This window comes from Shewanella sp. SP1S2-4 (assembly GCF_031932075.1).
GTDB classification, from domain to species: Bacteria; Pseudomonadota; Gammaproteobacteria; order Enterobacterales; family Shewanellaceae; genus Shewanella; species Shewanella baltica.
This window is the reverse complement of the sequence record NZ_JAUOET010000006.1, coordinates 151,702-171,252: the sequence shown is the minus strand read 5'-3', so window position 1 is coordinate 171,252 and position 19,551 is coordinate 151,702. Positions and strand designations below refer to the sequence as shown.

Annotated in this window: 14 protein-coding genes; all 14 read left to right on the top strand. The window is 47.1% G+C overall.

The genetic code is table 11. The annotated features are described in order from the left end of the window. Positions 1-53: 53 nt before the first annotated feature. The 14 genes from Q4Q52_RS08800 to tldD all read left to right on the top strand — a co-directional run bounded on the left by Q4Q52_RS08800 (position 54) and on the right by tldD (position 19,521). Complete coding sequence (locus Q4Q52_RS08800; protein WP_063883340.1) at positions 54-572, top strand: prepilin-type N-terminal cleavage/methylation domain-containing protein; 519 nt, start codon at positions 54-56, stop codon at positions 570-572. A gap of 169 nt (positions 573-741) precedes the next feature. Then, a complete protein-coding gene (locus tag Q4Q52_RS08795; protein WP_311990394.1) occupies positions 742-1,230 on the top strand; it encodes a type II secretion system protein in 489 nt (162 codons plus the stop codon). Next, positions 1,220-1,774: a type II secretion system protein gene (locus Q4Q52_RS08790; RefSeq protein WP_063883342.1), complete on the top strand. Its 555-nt coding sequence runs from the start codon at positions 1,220-1,222 to the stop codon at positions 1,772-1,774. The genes Q4Q52_RS08795 and Q4Q52_RS08790 overlap by 11 nt, the downstream gene beginning before the upstream one ends. Then, complete coding sequence (locus Q4Q52_RS08785) at positions 1,774-2,622, top strand: type II secretion system protein (protein WP_311990392.1); 849 nt, start codon at positions 1,774-1,776, stop codon at positions 2,620-2,622. Before Q4Q52_RS08790 ends, Q4Q52_RS08785 begins: the two co-directional genes overlap by 1 nt. After that, positions 2,612-3,091, top strand: coding sequence for an MSHA biogenesis protein MshP (locus Q4Q52_RS08780; RefSeq protein ID WP_311990391.1), 480 nt, complete (start codon positions 2,612-2,614; stop codon positions 3,089-3,091). Before Q4Q52_RS08785 ends, Q4Q52_RS08780 begins: the two co-directional genes overlap by 11 nt. After that, positions 3,081-7,712 carry a DUF6701 domain-containing protein gene (locus tag Q4Q52_RS08775; protein ID WP_311990390.1) on the top strand — a complete coding sequence of 1,544 codons (4,632 nt, stop codon included), beginning with the start codon at positions 3,081-3,083 and terminating at the stop codon, positions 7,710-7,712. Before Q4Q52_RS08780 ends, Q4Q52_RS08775 begins: the two co-directional genes overlap by 11 nt. Positions 7,713-8,052: 340 nt before the next feature. After that, positions 8,053-9,102, top strand: coding sequence for a rod shape-determining protein (locus Q4Q52_RS08770; RefSeq protein WP_105251284.1), 1,050 nt, complete (start codon positions 8,053-8,055; stop codon positions 9,100-9,102). A 44-nt stretch (positions 9,103-9,146) separates the two neighbouring features. Further along, on the top strand, positions 9,147-10,157 hold the full coding sequence (gene mreC, locus Q4Q52_RS08765) for a rod shape-determining protein MreC (protein ID WP_311990389.1): 1,011 nt from the start codon (positions 9,147-9,149) through the stop codon (positions 10,155-10,157). Next, positions 10,154-10,642: a rod shape-determining protein MreD gene (mreD, locus tag Q4Q52_RS08760; RefSeq protein ID WP_226059500.1), complete on the top strand. Its 489-nt coding sequence runs from the start codon at positions 10,154-10,156 to the stop codon at positions 10,640-10,642. The genes mreC and mreD overlap by 4 nt, the downstream gene beginning before the upstream one ends. Before the next feature lie 2 nt (positions 10,643-10,644). Further along, positions 10,645-11,247 carry a Maf family protein gene (locus Q4Q52_RS08755; protein WP_311990388.1) on the top strand — a complete coding sequence of 201 codons (603 nt, stop codon included), beginning with the start codon at positions 10,645-10,647 and terminating at the stop codon, positions 11,245-11,247. A gap of 235 nt (positions 11,248-11,482) precedes the next feature. Continuing rightward, positions 11,483-12,949 carry a ribonuclease G gene (rng, locus tag Q4Q52_RS08750; protein WP_198555671.1) on the top strand — a complete coding sequence of 489 codons (1,467 nt, stop codon included), beginning with the start codon at positions 11,483-11,485 and terminating at the stop codon, positions 12,947-12,949. Next, positions 12,949-17,205, top strand: coding sequence for a YhdP family protein (locus Q4Q52_RS08745; protein WP_311990387.1), 4,257 nt, complete (start codon positions 12,949-12,951; stop codon positions 17,203-17,205). Before rng ends, Q4Q52_RS08745 begins: the two co-directional genes overlap by 1 nt. Further along, complete coding sequence (locus tag Q4Q52_RS08740) at positions 17,129-17,959, top strand: carbon-nitrogen hydrolase family protein (RefSeq protein WP_311990386.1); 831 nt, start codon at positions 17,129-17,131, stop codon at positions 17,957-17,959. Before Q4Q52_RS08745 ends, Q4Q52_RS08740 begins: the two co-directional genes overlap by 77 nt. A 113-nt stretch (positions 17,960-18,072) precedes the next feature. Next, positions 18,073-19,521, top strand: coding sequence for a metalloprotease TldD (gene tldD, locus Q4Q52_RS08735; protein ID WP_006083249.1), 1,449 nt, complete (start codon positions 18,073-18,075; stop codon positions 19,519-19,521). The last annotated feature ends 30 nt before the right edge of the window (positions 19,522-19,551 follow it).

The window sequence follows — 19,551 nt, the reverse complement described above, 5'->3', positions numbered from 1 at the left end:
TAACTTAATTAGTACTCACACGAGTACTCACTGATAAAGAAAGGTAGTTTGATATGAAAAGACAACAAGGTTTTACCTTAATTGAATTAGTCGTAGTGATCATTATCTTAGGTATTCTTGCTGTCACAGCGGCACCTAAGTTTATTAATTTGCAAGGTGATGCGCGTGTTTCTGCATTGAATGGCTTAAAAGCATCAATCCAAGGTGCAAATAGCTTAGTTTATTCAAAAGCTGCATTAGCTGGTGAAGAAAAAAAAGCATTTGACGCAACAATTCCTCCTTCTGTAGATATAGGTACCGAAACCCCAGCGGTTACACATTTTGGTTATTTACAAGCTGACGAAGCAGAGCTTGAAAATGCTATCGATATTTCTTTCGATGCAGGAACCAGTGCTACAGATCCAACAGTTGTTACTAGTACTGGTGCAGATTGGATTATATTTGAAGGCACTGGTATTGTGACTATGTGGCAAAAAGGTGCTCCAGCAGAATGTCGTATCACCTATACACAAGCAACGAGTGCGACAGTAGCTCCTGTTTTATCCGCAGTTCCTGATGCTTCAGATTGTTAATATTAGTAAAATAAAAGGCCTGCCTAGCAGGCCTTTTTTTTAGGTAAAATGCGGTTCTTACAGGATTTCAAAAATGAGTCAGCCAAGAATTTACCGACATTTATTTGCGTTAATCATATCGTTGGCAGAAACTGAACCTAGCACTTGAAATCAGCAATTAACCCGAGCGATGCTTAACTTCTCTATGTCAAAACAGGCCGGATTTACCTTAGTTGAATTAGTGACGACCATCATCTTGATTTCAATTCTTGCTGTGGTTGTGCTGCCTCGCCTGTTTACCCAATCTTCTTACAGTGCCTATAGTTTACGTAATGAGTTCATTAGCGAGCTGCGTCAAGTACAGCAAAAAGCGCTCAATAATACTGACAGGTGTTTTCGTGTAACTGTTTCTGGCACTGGCTATCAAGTGAGTCAATTCCCTGCCCGAAATGGGGCGGTTTGTTCTGGTACTGCATTATCGCCAAACCCGCTTTATACCCAAGCTTTTCAAGGCGGTGCTCAATTAGTGTTAGTGAGCACTAACAGTAGCAACTTCAGCCTCGATTTCGATATCAATGGCCGACTTTTTCCAAGCTGTAATGGTGATTGTATTAGTGTGATTGCTAATGACACTGTGATGATTAATGTCTCTAGCGAGGGTTATATTTATGCGAATTAATCCTTTGCTGTTTTCAATAAAAAAATCAATAAAAGCATCCAAAAAAGCCAAACCACAGCAAGGTTTTACCCTTATCGAATTAGTGATTGGCATGCTGGTGATGGCCATTGCGATTGTGATGCTAACCAGCATGTTATTTCCACAGGCGGATCGTGCGGCTAAGACTTTGCATAGAGTGAAGAGTGCCGAGCTTGCTCATTCGGTGATGAATGAGATCTGGGGCAAGCGTTACGATCAAAACACTAATGCCAATGGTGGTACGCCAGCCTGCGGTAGTCCACTTGGAAGCAATTGTTCCATTTCCTTGGGTCCTGAGGTGGGTGAGAGTCGTAACGACTTTAACGATGTGGACGATTACAACGGCTTAAATGAAACCGCGACTATGCTCAACTCAACCCAAACCTATGCCGCTGCTTATCCTAACTATAGTTTAAGTGTCACTGTCGCCTATGGGCCTGCGCCCAATACTAAGCTAGTCACGATTAATGTGACGACGCCGGACAATGAAGTAATTACTTACAATCTGGTGAGGAGCAATTACTAATGAGCTCTTTTTCAGCCAAGCGTATGCAAACATCCAAACGGGGTTTTACCTTAGTCGAGATGGTCACAGTTATCTTGATTCTGGGGATTCTTGTGGTCGGGGTGAGTAGTTTTATTATTTTTGGTACGCGGATTTTTGTTGAGTCGAGTTCAGTCGATCAAGTACTAAGCCAGAGCCGTTTTGCCGTTGAGCGAATGACCCGTGAGCTGCGTAGTGCTTTGCCTAATAGTGTACGTCTAAATAGCGATTCGCTGACCTATCAATGTGTTGAATTTGTGCCGATCGAGGCCAGCACGACTTATCTTACTATGCCAATCATCCCCGCTGCGGCCGCGAGTACTGGGATAGTTATTCTAGATAATACCGCGAGTGCGATTCGCGTGAATCAATTCGCTTGGATCTATCCTTTGGTTGACGCCGATGTGTATAGCAGCGCGAGACAAAAACGGGCACAGGTTAAAACGATTGCTATCTCGGGTAATCAAGTGACACTGACTTTTACTGCGCCAACACGTTTTTCCGAAGCATCACCACGACAAAGGATCTATTTTGGTTCGAGTCCTGTGAGCTATTGCTTTGAAAAGGGTGCAAGCGGTAATGATTTACAAATAGTGCGTTATGCTGGTTATAACTTTAATACCGTTCAACCAAATCCAGCCACTATGGGTACGGGCGTGCTAATGGCGCAAAGTGTGGCGAATCGTCTCGATAATAGTAATGACTTGCCGTTGATCTTAACGCCATCGAGTTTAGTCAATAATGCCATGGTGCACTTGCAGCCAAGATTTAATGTCAATGGTGAGACGTTCCAATATCGACATCAAGTGCAGGTAATCAATGTTCCTTAATTCACAGCGTCGCTCGATAGGGCGTAATTCAGCATCCAGATCATCACTATCAAGATCGTCCTCTCACGCTCTGCCTGAGCGGCAGCGTGGCAGTGCGTTAATCATTGGCGTGTTTGTGATTACCGTGATGTTTCTGCTGGCATCGGCACTGATCAATATTGTGGAAGACGGTGATGTTGGGCTCACCCAAGAAGTATGGGGAACCCGTGCCTTTGCTGCGGCGAACAGTGGCGCCGATGCGTCGCTGGCTAAGTTGTTTCCATTGAATGGCAATGTTGGAACGTGTTTAGCATCAGATGTTTGGACACCGCCCGATGTAACTGGTTTTCATGCCTGTAGTGTGACGTTGACTTGTACAGCATATGCGGTAGACACAGTCACTCAATATCGAATCAGCAGTAAAGCGGTATGCGAAAGCGGCGAAACGCGCGTCAGCCGACAAGTTGAGGTAGAAGCCCGTGGGAATTAATCTTTTTCATCGTGCCATATTGGCAGTACTTATCTTGAGTTTCCCTTCTGCTGTGATGGCATTCGACCCTATTGACCAGAGTGTTATTTTTGCCAAGGTTGCTCAAGGGCATCATGGCGATAACTCTAACGTATGCCATCAGATATCATCGCCACAGCTGATGATAAACGGTAATGGCATTATTAATGGTACTGGTGGTGCTGCATTAGATTATTGTTCGAGTAACGATGGCAGCGGGCTTGCTAATAACAGTTGTGATAACGGTTCTGGTGGAGTGCGTAAATGTACTATCGATGGCAGTGATATTCGAGGGTTAAAATTAACTGGGAGCAATGCTTTTTTATCGAGTAGCGGCGCTGGTGGCGGTTATGGTTCTTGTAATAGTGGCGAGCAATTAACACTTGGTGCTAATGGGCAAAATCAGTTTAGCAATGTTTCGCTTTATTCTGCTTGTACTCTGACTCTATCGGCAACTCAAAATGAGTATCGATTTAACACTATCGCTATTGGGGGCGGGGCGACGCTCGTTTTATCCGAGGGGGACTATTGGGTAGATAGTTTTACCTTGAACCAAAATGCTAAGGTGATTTTGCAAGGTAATGTCCGCATTTTTACCAAACAAAAATTTGAGTTAAATGGCGGTAAATTTAATGAAAATAATACGGCTTCTGCACTTATTATCGGTTATAGCGATATTCAGCTAAATAGTGATGCTTTACTCAATGGGCGAGTTTATAGCGATGCAACATTAAGTTTAAATAATAACTCGATTATTAATGGTCGTGTCACGAGTCGTTATTTAGTCATGAGTGGTGGCAGTATTAATGAAGATTTGCCTGTTGCACCGCTACAATTACAGTTTGGTAAAGCGACCACTACTTCAGTGACGTTTGCCAATGCTTTCCCTGTTGGCGTGAAACCACTTATTTTCCTTATGCCGACAATATCAACGGCGAATACTAGCAACGATGGACCTGCATCAACCTTTGTATCATCTGTGACTAATACCGGATTTACTTGGGTGCAAAGTGAACCAACGAGTCCCTCAAACCGCTATATCGCTTCGAATAGTATGCCGGAAGTGCATTGGATTGCTGTGACGGCAGGTTCACATGTTTTATCCGATGGCAGTCAACTTGAAGCAGGTAGAATCTCTACCGTTAACGCATTGAACATGAGTAACTCTGCCTGGACGAATGTGCCGCTGAATACGTCTCTGAATGTCGTATTGAATCAGTTGCAGACGCGCAATAATTCTTCCTGCTGGCTGACAAGCGTGGCACAGTTAAATTCGAGTGGTATTCAACTCAATTTAGATACCTCTGAGGTCCGTTCTGGAACTCAATGTAAACCTGGTAATCTGCGAAGTTTACAATCAGAAACGATTGGTTATTTAGCGGTAAAATCCAGTGTTGGCACAGTCATACTGAATGGTGAGGATGTTCACTATCAATTCGGTACTGCACTTACCCACACAGGCGGGGGAAATACTAAAACGCTGGCTGAGCAATGTGCTTACAACACGAGTTTGACTGGATTTGTTAATCCTCCGACTTTAGTCGCGGGGAAAGATTCTCGTCGAGGTGGCGATGGTGGCTGGCTAAGACGCTGTAATTTGAGTGCAACTCAAGTCAGTATGGTGAACGACGAAGATACCTATGGCGATAGTGATCGTAGTCATCTTGCTGAAGACTATGGCTTTGTTGCGCTGGAGAAAGTCGCGCCAGTTGAAGAGTGTTTTACTGATGACTTTTCCCGCAGCAGCTTAGGTAACGATTGGGCAACGAAAGTGCTGGGTTCTTCTACTCCGCCGGCTATCAACGGGGGGCGATTAAGAATCACGCCAGCATTGGGTAATCAGGCCACTGCAAGTACTTACCAGCGGTTATTTCCTGCTGAAGGCAATCTCGTCACGATAGAGTTTGATTATTATGCTTGGTCACCTACATCTGGAACGGGAGGTGATGGGGTTGCGGTTATTTTATCGGACGCTTCTGTTACACCGCAACCTGGCAGCTTTGGCGGTTCACTCGGATATGCACAACGTGATGATGGTACGCCGGGCTTTGCGGGAGGTTGGATTGGTGTCGGTTTGGATGAGTATGGTAATTTTTCCAATCCGAATGAGGGGAAGAACGGTGGCCCTGGATTTAGATCTCAATCGGTAACATTACGCGGTTCTGTGGCGGCAAATTATCAGTATTTGGCTGGTACCGCGGCGAATTTGAATCCTAGAATTGATGTTCGTAGTACGTCAACCGCAGCACCAAATCATAAGTATCGGATTAGAGTTGATTCAACTATCACAGGTCAAGCTTGGGTATCGTTAGACAGAGATGTGCGTGATGGTAATGGATATCAGGTACTTGTCCCTCGATTTAATGCGAGAGCGATATCAGGTCAAGATTCTGTTCCTGCCGATTTTTATCTGTCATTTACGGGTTCTACTGGTGGCGCCAATAACAACCACGAAATCGATAATTTTAAAGTTTGTGCAATAAAATCCAAACCGATTGGCTTACAAGTACATCATTTTGAATTTGATTACTCATCATCACCGCTCACCTGTAAGGCAGAGCCTATGCAGATCAGAGCGTGTGCTGATGGAAATATTCCTTGTACCCTGTTTACTGATCCAGTTAGTGCGCAATTGTCACTGAATCCTGCTAGTAATGGCGGTTGGTACCAAAATGGCAGTAGTGTTAGTAATGTCGGTTTCATCAACGGAATCGCCTCTGTTGACTTACGTCATAATGTCACCACCCCAGTCACAATCGGAGTATCGAGTTCAAATCCTGCCACCGTCCCTGGTAGTAATACCTTGTGCCGCAGTGGCGCTGGCGCGTTATCAACCGCGGCTTGTACGCTGTCATTTGCAGATAGCGGCTTTTTAATTGATATGCCAGATAAATTGGCCAATAAAGCCCAAAATGCGACTATTTCTGCGGTCAGGAAGTCAAACGACAACCTAGAGTGCGTGCCGACGTTTGCTGGTCAAACAAAAAGGGTCGATTTATGGAGTCAATATATTTCGCCTGTCGCTGCATCTATGTTTACCCCAACAGCCGTTAGCGTTAACTCAACGCCTATCAGCGGTTCGAGTTCGTCACCTTCTCCCCTGAATTTATCCTTTGATGCCAGCGGTAAAGCAACAATAGCTGTTAATTATAGCGACGCTGGTAAAGTTGGGCTAAACGCCAAATATACTGGTGTCGCAGGCACTCCCGATGAAGGGCTGGTGATGATAGGTAGCGATCCCTTCGTCAGTTTTCCAGTTGGTCTGTGTGTTACGCCCAAAGACAGCGGTGCTTTGTGCCCTGCGGGAGACGTTAGCTGCGCTGTGTATAAAAAAGCCGGTGAGAGTTTTAATTTGCAGATTGCTGCTAAAGCCTGGGTTGCAGATAACGACACTAATTATTGCGATAACCCAAGTACGCCTAATTACGTTCAATCCAGTATTGTATTGTCGAGTCAATTGGTGGCGCCAAGCTCTGGTGTTCAGGGGGGAGTAGGTATTGCCAGTTACGATCAAGTGGCTGCGACAAATAATCTTAATACAATTGTCCAAAGCATCAGTGAAGTCGGGGTGTTTACATTTAGCGCCGCACCTCCAGCGAGTTACTTGGGATCGAGTTTTTACTCATTACCCCTGGCAAAGAGTGCCAATATCGGCCGTTTTGTGCCTGACAGATTTTTAGTCAGTGACATATCTGTCATACCTGCCTGTGGCGGCTTTAACTATATGGATCAGCTGTTTCCTATGTCGATGAAGCTCAGTGCTTTAAATATCGCGGGGGATATAACGAAAAACTATTTCCCGCCATTCTCCCTGGCTACTGCCAAATTAGTGGGAGAAAACAACAATAATGGTGTCGATTTACAGAGTCGCTTAAGTGCCTTACCTATAAAGACTGATAGTTGGGATCAAGGCGTGGCGATGGTTGATGCTTCTTACCGAGCTAACTTTAGTCGGGTGACCCCAAATGTGGCGACGAATTTGTATCAAGATGGTCCTTTCGAGCTGCTTGATATTGGCGTGCAATTGATGGATAACGATCCTCATCCCAATAGCATTTATTCCTATGTCGCTTCGCCAGATATGGATGCGGCAACGACGGGCAATTGCACTAACTGTAGTGCTAAGAAAATCAGCACTCAAATCTTGCGTCACGGCCGTGTGGTGATGGATAACACCTATGGTCCTGAGACAGAAATACTGCGTATGCCGACTCGGGCCGAATATTGGGATGGCAGTCGTTGGGTACTGAATACCAACGATAGCTGCACAACGGCTGTGTATGGTTTGGGTTCGCAGGTGGACAATGCTGGCCTTGGCTACAACTTTGATCCCGACTTAGTGGTGGGGCAAAGTGTTGTACGTTCTGGCGGGACTGCTACATTCCAAGCTGGCCAATTTGAGTTGCTCTGGCAAGCGGTCACCTCAAGTGGTGCGCCATACCGCGGTCAAGTGACGGCGCCCTTGGATGTGCCGCCATGGCTAGAATGGTACTGGAATTGGAATGGCGTATCACCAAGCATTCTCACAGAACCGCGGGCGAGCGCGTATTTTGGCCGTTATCGTGGCCATGACAAAATCATCTATTGGCGTGAGGTAAACTAATCTGAGTGATTTCAGCTATTGAATTAAACTGAGCCTTTCGTATGAAATGCGCATCAGTTTCATTTATTGAAGGTTGATGAAAACCCTAGTGACAGATTTTAAATGCAATTTCTGAGTTTGACATTTGTTGCTTATTTGTATGTTTCTTCGTTTTAAGTTGTCGATATTTTCGTCAATAAACAGTATTTTCCGCTTAAATACTGTTTTTTAGAGGACGATTTGAAAAAAAATCACTCCATTAGCGATTGTTAACCTCAACGGTCTTGTGGAATCAGGGTGGCATTGATAAAGTTAGCTGATTTTTCTTTTCTTCTGACTCCACAGAATACAGGCTAGTTACATGTTTAAGAAGCTACGCGGCATTTTTTCTAATGATCTATCGATCGATTTGGGTACAGCTAACACATTAATTTATGTTCGTGGCGAAGGCATAGTCCTCAATGAGCCTTCTGTTGTTGCTATACGTGGTGAGCGTAGTGGCTCCGGTCAGAAATCTGTTGCCGCGGTTGGCACAGAAGCTAAACAAATGCTAGGTAGAACGCCTGGCAATATCCAAGCTATCCGCCCAATGAAGGACGGTGTAATTGCAGACTTTTATGTGACTGAGAAAATGCTGCAGCACTTTATCAAACAAGTGCACAACAATAGTTTTTTTCGTCCAAGTCCACGGGTTCTAGTGTGTGTGCCGGTAGGTGCTACTCAAGTTGAACGCCGTGCGATCCGTGAATCAGCCATGGGTGCTGGTGCTCGCGAAGTGTATTTAATTGAAGAACCTATGGCTGCAGCTATTGGTGCGGGTTTACCTGTATCTGAAGCGACAGGTTCTATGGTGGTGGACATCGGTGGCGGTACCACTGAGGTCGCGATTATCTCGCTAAATGGCGTAGTGTATTCGTCTTCTGTGCGTATCGGTGGTGATAAGTTTGATGATGCCATTATCAATTATGTTCGCCGTAACTACGGTAGTTTGATTGGTGAAGCCACGGCCGAGCGTATCAAGCACACTATCGGTACCGCTTATCCTGGCGATGAAGTGCTAGAAATTGAAGTCCGCGGCCGTAACTTGGCGGAAGGTGTACCTCGTAGCTTTACACTGAATAGCAACGAAATTTTAGAAGCCTTACAAGAGCCATTATCAGGTATCGTAAGTGCTGTGATGGTGGCGTTAGAGCAATCTCCACCAGAATTAGCTTCAGATATTTCTGAGCGCGGTATGGTGTTAACCGGCGGTGGTGCGTTATTGCGAGATTTAGACCGTTTATTAATGCAAGAAACCGGAATTCCGGTCATGGTGGCGGACGATCCATTGACCTGCGTAGCTCGCGGCGGTGGTAAAGCCCTCGAAATGATTGATATGCACGGCGGCGATCTGTTCTCCGAAGAAACCTAATTTAACTTCGGTATAGGGCGGTTAATCACCGCCTTAGCTTTCCTATGAAGCCAATTTTTGTTCGTGGTATTTCAAACCAATTCCGTCTGACACTGGCAATTATTTTGTCGGTGGCTTTGCTCGTGGCTAATCATCGCCTCGATCCTGTTCGGCAAAACCTCTCATCTGTCTTTAGTCCATTACAGTATTTAGCCAGTATGCCGGGCGCAGCGCTTGACTGGTCATCTGAAAGTTTTGCCACCCGTAATATGTTGGCACTGCAGAATAAAGAGCTGCTCAGACAACAACTGCTAATGAGTGAACGCTTACAGCGTTTCGAACATTTACGCCAAGAAAATGAGCGTTTGCGGGCATTGTTAGGCTCACCCGCCTATCTGGATTCGCGCAAGATGGTGGCCGAAGTGCTAGAGGTCGCCAGCGATCCTTTCCATCACTACGTGGTGTTGAATCACGGTTCTCGTAGCGGTGTATTTGTCGGCCAGCCAGTGGTGGATGCGCAAGGTGTTGTCGGCCAAGTGGTGCAGGTCAGTGAAATGACCAGTAGGGTGCTATTGCTCTCCGACGTATCACACGGTTTACCTGTGCGTATTACCCGTAATGATGTGCGCCTGGTCGCCAATGGTACGGGTGAGCTTGATGAGATAGAACTGCGCCATGTGGCCAAGAGTACCGACATTCGTGTCGGCGATTTATTGGTGACTTCAGGCTTAGGCAATCGCTTCCCCGAAGGTTATCCCGTCGCACGGGTATTGGAAGTCTTGACTGAAGACGGCCAAAGCTATGCTCGAGTCACTGCTCAACCACTCGCAGCGTTAGATCGTATTCGTTATGTGTTGTTGATTTGGCCGTCTCCCGATTCAGGTGTGACCTTGCCAAATCAGCCCACAGTTCCTGCTGCGGATCAATCGCTTAGCGAAGAGGCATCAAAAATCGGCAGTGCGAGTCCAGCGGAAGGCACATCTGCAGAGACGACTAAGCCTGTGACGACACCCGCAGCCACTGTGGCCAAACCGGCAACGGAAACCACTTCTCCAGCGACAGAGGTGCATCGATGAGCTTTCAAGCTGCCAATGGGCGCTTTATTGTTTGGGTGACATTATTTATCGGCGTGATCAGCCAGATCATGCCTTTACCGAGTGCGGTCGATGCTTGGCGTCCCGACTGGTTGTTGATGATTGTGCTCTACTGGTCTATCGCATTACCCCATAGATACAACATCTTAACCGCTTGGGTGTTAGGCCTAGTGTTAGATATTTTATTGGGCGCTACCTTAGGCGTGCGCTCTTTAGCTATGTCTTTGGTGATTTATGTCGCCATCTTGCATTGCCAGCGATTGCGAAATTTCCCTAAATGGCAACAGTCGTTGGTGATCATGCTGCTCATTTGTATGTATCACTTAGTGATTTACTGGGTCGAGTTTGTCATGCAAGAGGCGGTGTTCGATACCGATCTATTCTTACCTGCGATTTCGGGACTCGTGATCTGGCCTTGGATATTTTGGATTCTACGTCGGGTTCGACGTCATTATAAGGTTCGCTAACTGTGGATTTAGTTTTAGCTTCGACTTCACCACGTCGTAAAGAATTATTGGCCCACCTTGGGCTCGGTCGTCCAGAGTTTTGTTTCACGCCAGTGGCGCCGGATATCGATGAAACCGTGCAGCAAGGTGAAGCGCCAAGGGATTATGTGCGACGTTTAGCTGCCGAAAAAGCCCAAGCTGGACTGGCATTATGTGCAGATATGTCACAGCCTGCTGTATTAGGTTCTGATACTATCGTTGTGCTTGAAAACCAAATATTAGGCAAACCGCTGGATGTGGCCGATGCTAAGCGTACGCTCAGTGAATTGTCTGGCCGAATGCATACAGTAATGACCGCTGTGGCGCTGACTTACCAAGCGGATGCCGATTTAAGCTTCAAAACCTCAGTGCGTTTGGTCGAAACACAAGTGCGTTTTTGCGTCTTATCGGCCGCCGATATTGATGCTTATGTCGCTTCAAAAGAGCCAATGGATAAAGCCGGTAGTTACGGTATCCAAGGGCTTGGAGGTTGCTTTGTGGCTGCGATTGAAGGCAGTTATTCTGGCGTTGTGGGTTTACCTTTGGTTGAAACCCGTGAGTTGTTAGCCGAGGTTGGGCTGATTTAACGGCTTGTGGCTGGTATTGCGACTTAGGCTTGAGGTTAGAATGAACCTTGTGGAGGTTTTAGGCTCTTAATCGAGTATCTCCATGAAGTTACCCTTAGCCTTGTTCCTTTATTCGGTTTTCATGCTTAGATAGTGGGTAACTTCTAGTTTGTAACTTCGATTAATTAATCTAGTTTCCCGAATGGGGTGAGTCGTGAATACCAGTCGCTTAAATCCAAATAAAATACAGCGCAAGATGGGTTCAGAATTACTGATCAACGTAACCCCCTCTGAGGCGCGCGTAGCCTTAGTTGAGCATGGCGTGCTGCAAGAAGTACACATTGAACGCCGCATGAAACGGGGTTTAGTTGGCAATATTTACAAAGGTAAAATCAGCCGTGTGTTGCCCGGTATGCAAGCCGCCTTTGTCGATATTGGCTTAGATAAAGCCGCTTTTCTACATGCTTCCGACATAGTGCCGCACACTGAATGCGTTGCCGATGTTGAGAAAGGTCATTTTGTTGTCCGTGATATCGCCGAATTAGTCCGTCAAGGACAAGACATTATGGTGCAAGTGGTTAAAGATCCGCTGGGCACTAAGGGCGCGCGCCTGACTACCGATATCACTTTGCCTTCCCGCTATTTAGTCTTTATGCCTGGCTCTAGCCACGTTGGCGTTTCCCAGCGTATCGAGCTTGAAGAAGAACGCAGTCGCCTTAAGCAAATCACTTTGCCCTATGTCGATGATGACGGTGGTTTTATTATCCGCACCGCCGCCGAAGGCGTGGGTGAAGACGAATTATCTCAAGATGCGGCGTTTTTAAGGCGTGTCTGGTCAAAGGTGAGTGAGCGACGTAAGCGCAGCGGCGTGTCTTTGTTATATCAAGATTTAGCCTTACCTGTGCGGATTGTGCGTGACTTTGTCGGTACTGAACTTGACCGTATTCAGGTCGATTCTCGCCGTACCTTTGCCGAGTTACAGTCCTTTGCCCAAGAGTTTATGCCTGAAATTGCCGAGAAGATTGAGCATTATTCAGGGCCTGCGCCAATTTTCGATCTCTACGATGTGGAGAACGAAATTCAACGCGCGCTTGGTCGTAAGGTTGAGCTCAAGTCTGGCGGCTATTTGATTATCGATCAGACCGAAGCCATGACGACTGTGGATATCAATACCGGCGCCTTTGTTGGGCACAGAAATCTTGAAGAAACCATTTTTAATACCAATCTCGAAGCGACCCAAGCGATAGCAAGGCAGTTACGTCTGCGTAATCTCGGCGGCATCATTATTATCGATTTTATCGACATGATGACGGCGGATCATAAGGCTCGGGTGCTCAGCAGCCTAACCAGTGCCTTGTCTAAGGACAGAGTGAAAACCAATGTAAGTGGTTTTTCTGGCTTAGGTTTAGTTGAAATGACCCGCAAACGAACTCGTGAGAGCTTAGAGCACGTGGTTTGCGGCGAATGTCCCGCTTGCCATGGCACGGGTAGCATGAAGACGGTGGAGACGGTTTCTTATGAGGTATTTCGCGAAATCATCCGCTTAAACCGCGCCTATGATGCCGATGAATTCCTGTTGTACTGTTCGCCTGCCGTGTATCAAAGCTTACATACTGATGAAAATCATCTGATTGCTGAGCTTGAGGTTTATATAGGTAAGCGTATCCGTTTGCAAAATGAGCCTATGTACTCACAGAACAAATACGATGTGGTGATGATGTAGTGGCGGCACCTTTTACTGCAAAAAAACTAAGTCGTTTTTGTTGGCAATTTATCGCGCTAATCTTAGTGCTATTTGCGCTTGCAGTGAGTTTGATCCGTGGCTTATTGCCACAGGTTGATGGGGTGCGCCAGCAACTGGTTGATTACGTAAAAAGCGAATATAAGGTTGATGTGCAAGTGGGGGAATTATCCGCCCACTGGCAAGCGTTTGGTCCGGCAATTAACATAGATAATCTAGTTATCCCGCCGCAGGAGCAGCTGCCTGTTACCCTGATTATCAAGAATGTACAAGTGAAGTTAGATTTTTGGCAATCGCTGCTGACCTTCACGCCGCGTATCGAAGATGTCAATTTTGATGGTGTCCATATCGCGTTAAATATGGACAAGCTGACCGAAAATAATCCCGCCGCAACCAATAAAGCGCCGCAAGTTGATTGGCTCTATGCATTATTGCTCAAGCAACTCGACAGATTTTCGTTAACTCATGCCACAGTGCAGCTGCTCAGCTTGCGCCAAGAGTTTCGCCCGATCCATATTCGCCAGCTAAATTGGCGCAATAACGGCGAGCGTCACCGCGGTGCAGGGGAACTGTATCTTGATGATAATGCCTCTGAGCATGAATCTCTGGGATTGCAGTTAGATCTCAATGGCGATGGCGCGAATCCCGACAGCTTAACGGGGCAGATTTATCTGGCGGCTAACTCATTAGACTTAGGTGAGTGGGCATCGCGTCAGCCTAATCCCTATGATGCGAGCAAAAAATTACCCTTAGAAGGGGTCGTCAATCTTAAGGCTTGGCTTACGTTTGCCGATCGCAGCATCAGCTCTGCCATGGTGCATTTTGAGCCGAGTTGGTTGCAATGGACCTTAAAGGAAGTGCCACAACGATTTGAAATCCAAGCGGGTGATATCGTTTGGCAGCCAAAGGACTCTGGCTGGGAAGTACAGAGCTCAGGGCTCGACTTTGTCACTAACGGTGAGCATTGGCCGCAGTTAACGCTGGCGGCTAAGCGTCAACATGACGAATTCTTTGCCTATGTGAATCAAGTTAACACTCAAAACCTATTACCCCTGTTACCGCTATTCCCCGGAGTCGATAAAACCGTATTACATCAATGGCATGCTTTAGCGCCTGAAGCCAGCATTGGGCCCATTCGACTGTATCAAAAGGCCGATCAGCCTTTGCTCGCCACTACTGAAGTGAAACAGCTACATTGGCAGAAGGTCGACGGTATCCCCAATACCCATCCTTTAGATCTGAACTTACATTGGCAAGACAAGACGCTGTATTTCTCTTTGCCAGCACAAGTTTATAGCGTGGATTTTGGGGATGAATTTTCGGCGCCACTCGTCTTTAACGGTGCGGCAATTGATGGTCAGTTCAATACTGCAGAGTTGAGTTTAAACGTGCCGCAGTTGCAGCTTGAGAACGATGACATAGGCTTAGATGCTGCGCTTAAATTGGATTTCAGTGCTGCGGCGCATATGGCGCTGGCCGCTAATGTTCATATCAATAATGTCGCCAATGCCGACAAGTATTTCCCCAATAAGGCGATGGGCGAATCGCTGGCTGAATATTTGGATACAGGGCTTAAATCGGGTCAGACTCAAGATGCACAGGTCGTTTGGCGTGGTCCGTTAAACGGTTTCCCCTTCGATGACAATAGCGGCGTGTTTCAAGCGGCATTTACTTTAACGGATGCCCAATTCCAGTTTCAACCCGATTGGCCTGCGGTCACAGACTTATCCCTTAATGCTTTGTTTGAAAATGCTCGTATGGATCTTTGGCTCAACCAAGGCAAGCTAATGAACGTGGATGCCACGGGTGCCCATGTATTTATTCCCGCGATTGGCGAGCACACGCTGCTGAGGATTGAAGCTGAACTTGCCACCCAAGGCAGTGCGGCAACTAAAGTATTACAAGCTTCACCTTTGGCGGGGTCAGTGGGTAAAACCTTAGATGTCGTGCAAGTACAAGGCGCTGTGACTGGCAATTTGGATATCAGTATTCCGCTGTATGACGGAGGCGCAGAAGATATTCGTGGTCAAATTAGTTTTGATAACACGCCGGTGTATATTGCCCAGCCCGGACTGCAGCTCAATGGCGTAACGGGTATCGTCGACTTTGCAAATGAGGTGGTGACAGGTAAAGGGATTAAAGCGCGTTTGTTCGAACAGCCGCTCAACTTAACCTTTGATACTCAGCCTAAAGGCAAAGATTTTAGCCTTAATCTTTCACTCAAAAGTCGTTGGGATCTGAATCGTCTCCCCGAAGCATTGCATAATCCTTTGAGTGATTTCTATCAGGGTAAAATCAGTTGGGACGGCGCTATGACTATGCTGTTTACTGAAAAAGGTTATCAAATTCAAGCCAAAGTAACTTCGGATATGGTTGGCACTCAACTGTCATTCCCGGGATATTTTGCCAAACCCGAAGATGAGCCGCGGCCTTTAGTCGCTGAGTTTATTGGCGATCAAAATGATGCGACCTTAGATGTCAAACTGGCGAGTCATGCCGAGTTTATCGGTGGGTTTGATGCTGAAAAAGGTGCTAATTTCAGTTATTTTGATTTGTTATTGGGGCGTTTATTCGATGAGGATGAAGCCCGAAATACTGAGAAAGGTCATATTCAAATTGACCTTGGTAAGGCGAAACTAGCCGACTGGTTACCTGTGATTAATGCCTTTGTTGGCCAAGAGAAATTACCTAAAACCGGCATCCTCGTCGACGATATCGCCCATGACAGTTTATTCCCTGCGGTGGCGAGTATCGATTCCCATATTGGCCGCCTCGACCTTTTAGGACAACAGCTGACCGAGCTTAGGCTCAATGCGAAACCCAATGAAACGGGCTGGCGTTTTAATACCGTTGCCAACGAATTTGACGGCTGGGTCGATTTCTATCCCAACTGGCGAACCCAAGGCCTCAAAGTTGTGGCGAGCAAATTCTATTTTTCACCTGAGGTTAAGCCGGATACCGATGCCGATTTTGCCAGTGATCAAGTGCTGACGAACTTGCCACCCGTGGCCGTGAATGTGGAAGATTTTCGTTTCTTCGATAAACCTTTTGGCAAGCTAGTCTTGCAGGCGGGCCCCCAAGCGGCAGGCTATAAAATCCAAACCCTGTCGTTGACTACGCCCAATGTGACCTTGCAGGGCCGTGGTATTTGGCAACAACAGGCAGGGCAGAATAAAACTGATCTGAGTGTTGAATTGAACGCCACTCAGTTTAATTATCTCTCGGCTCAGTTGGGCATAGATCCCGGCGTCAATGAAGCGCCATTAAAGGTTAACGCGGATTTATCTTGGCAAGGTGCGCCTTATGCTTTCTCCCTTGAAACCTTAAATGGCAAGGTGAAATTTGACTTAGGCAAAGGGCATTTATCTCAGGTGAGTGATAAGGGCGCACGCATTTTCTCCCTGTTCAGCTTAGATTCTCTGGTGCGTAAACTGTCGCTGGATTTCACCGATGTCTTCGGTCAGGGAATGTATTTCAACTCCTTCAATGGCAATCTGCAAATTGATAACGGTGTGGTGAAAACCACTGATACCGAAATGGATGCGATTGCGGGCAATATGAAGGTCCGTGGCTATACGGATCTCACCACTGAAAGTTTGAATTACGATATCCGCTTTGTGCCGCAATTGGCCTCGAGTGTGCCGACTGTGGTATTGCTCAGTACCAGTGCGTGGACACTCGGCCTGGGCGCATTTGCCCTGACAAAAGTGCTTGAGCCTGTGATTGAAGTAATTTCAGAAATTCGTTTTCGGGTGACCGGCACTATGGCTGAACCTGTGGTTGAAGAGCTGGAACGTAAGAGTAAAGAGATTGAAATTCCAGAGGCTATTCTACCTGTTGTCGGAGTTGAGCGCCCAGCGGCGCCGACCGAAGCCGCGAGTCATAATACCGATATCACTCAGCCGGTAGAGACGAAATCTGAGCCACAGCTTCAAGAAGCACAATCAGAAGCGCTTGAGCTACAAGACATTAAGCCTGAAGAGGCCAGAACTGAAGAATCAAAGTCAGAAGAGCCAAAGCCAGCCACAGATCAAATTAAAGCGCCCGATTTAAAGTTGGTGCAACCTCAAGCAACGCCTTCGCTTGAAGTACCGAGCACGCCCGCCACACCAGAGAGTCAGCCAGCAGTAGAACCGATTAAGCAAATTCAGGGAGATCAGAATGCACATCAGCCTGTTGCAATGTCAGAGCAGTCGCGACGTCAGCGCCAATCTGCTGTTTATCGAATCGCAGCTTAACGAACTCAAACGGGATGCCGATGTGCCCCATTTAGTCGTGTTGCCCGAATGCAGTTTACTGTTTGGTGGCCACGAAAGTCAGCAACTCGCCTATGCGGGTGATGCTCATCAGAGTCCGCTCAAATCGGCGTTAAGTGCACTGGCAGCCAAATATCAGGTCTTTATGGTGGCAGGCACTATTCCGGCGCTGGCTGAGGATGGCCGCGTCTATAGCCGCAGTTATCTGTTTGATGATAAAGGTGATACTTTAGGGTATTACGATAAGCTGCATCTCTTTGATGTGGATGTTGCCGATGGTACAAAACAATATCGTGAGAGCGAAACCTTCTGCCCCGGTGATCACATTAGCGTTATCGATACACCTTTTGGCAAAATTGGCCTAGCCATCTGTTATGATTTACGCTTTCCCGACTTATTTAGGGCGATGCGTCTTGCGGGTGCCGAGATCATTACCTTGCCGTCGGCCTTCACTAAAGTTACCGGTGAAGCCCATTGGCAAGTATTGCTACAGGCCAGAGCGATTGAAACCCAATGCGTTATTCTCGCCGCCGCTCAGTGGGGACAGCATAACGAAGGCAGTCGTGAAACCTGGGGGCAGAGCATGATAGTCGGTCCTTGGGGCAACATTTTGGCTGAACGTAAAACGGGTACGGGTTGGGTGCAGGCTGAGGTCGATTTAACCGAACTGCACAGTATTCGCCGTAAAATGCCCGTGATGCAGCATAATCGTTTCCTTGAGCCAAGCTTGAAATAACCGCCCGCACTGGCGAGCGGCAATACCGAATTAGACAGCGATTTACGTACAGAATTAGTACAGCGAATTTACACTCAGAATATCAAGATCCCTTGGGGTCAAAGAGAGCATAGATGCCATTTTTAGCACAAGTAGAGCAAAGTTTATTGAAGAATGGGTTAGCGTTAGAGGGTCTGCAAACCTATCTAAACACCATACATCAGCACAAAATCGATTATTCCGATCTCTATTTTCAAGGTAGTCGCCACGAGTCTTGGGTGCTGGAAGACGGCATCATTAAAGACGGTAGTTTCCATATCGAACGCGGTGTGGGCGTGCGTGCGATCAGCGGTGAAAAAACCGGTTTCGCCTATGCCGATGATATTACGCCAGCAGCCCTAAGCGCTGCCGCTCAGGCCGCACGCGGCATTGCCAGTGCCGGTGAGCAAACTCAGGTTCAAGCCTTTAAACGTCAAAAAGCCTTGGCATTATACGACAGCTTAGATCCGATTGCGGCGATGGAAGAAGTCAAAAAAATCAATCTGCTGAAAGAAGCCGATGCTTTTATTCGCAGTTTAGATAGCCGCATTATTCAAGTCGTTGTTAGCCTTGCGGGCGTGCATGAAGAAATCCTTATCGCTGCTAGCGATGGCACTTTAGCGGCCGATATTCGTCCTTTGGTGCGCTTTAACTGTAGCGTGATCTTAGAAGAAAATGGTAAGCGTGAACGTGGCGGCGCCGGTGGCGGTGGTCGTCATGACTACGGCGTGTTAATGGCAAGCGATGACACTGGTTTACCTATGTGTTTTGCCTTTGCCCGCGAAGCCGTGCGTCAAGCGCAGGTCAATCTTAATGCTATCGATGCACCAGCGGGCGAAATGCCAGTGGTGTTAGGCAATGGCTGGCCGGGCGTATTACTCCATGAAGCAGTTGGACATGGTTTAGAGGGCGACTTTAACCGTAAGGGCAGCAGTGCTTTCAGCGGTAAGATGGGTCAGTTAGTCGCCTCTAAGTTAGTGACTGTGGTCGATGATGGCACCTTGCCTAATCGTCGCGGTTCACTCAGCATCGACGATGAAGGTGTGCCGACCCAAAGAACCGTACTGATTGAAGACGGTATTTTAAAGGGTTACATCCAAGACAAACTCAATGCTCGTTTGATGGGCGTTGCGCCAACGGGTAACGGTCGTCGCGAATCTTACGCGCATTTACCTATGCCACGTATGACTAACACCTATATGACGGCGGGTGAGTCGGATCCAAGCGAGATTATTAAGTCAGTCAAGAAGGGCATTTACGCCCCGAACTTTGGCGGTGGCCAAGTGGATATCACTTCGGGTAAATTTGTGTTCTCCGCATCCGAGGCCTATTTGATTGAGAATGGTGAAGTCACACAAGCCATTAAAGGCGCCACTTTAATCGGTAACGGCCCTGAGGCTATGAGCCAGATTTCTATGGTCGGTAACGATATGGCTTTAGATCAAGGTGTTGGCGTTTGCGGTAAAGACGGTCAAAGTGTCCCCGTAGGCGTAGGCCAACCCACCTTGAAGTTAGATCGCTTAACAGTGGGTGGTACGGCTTAGTATTCGTTGAGCTTGTAGATGCGCGATGGC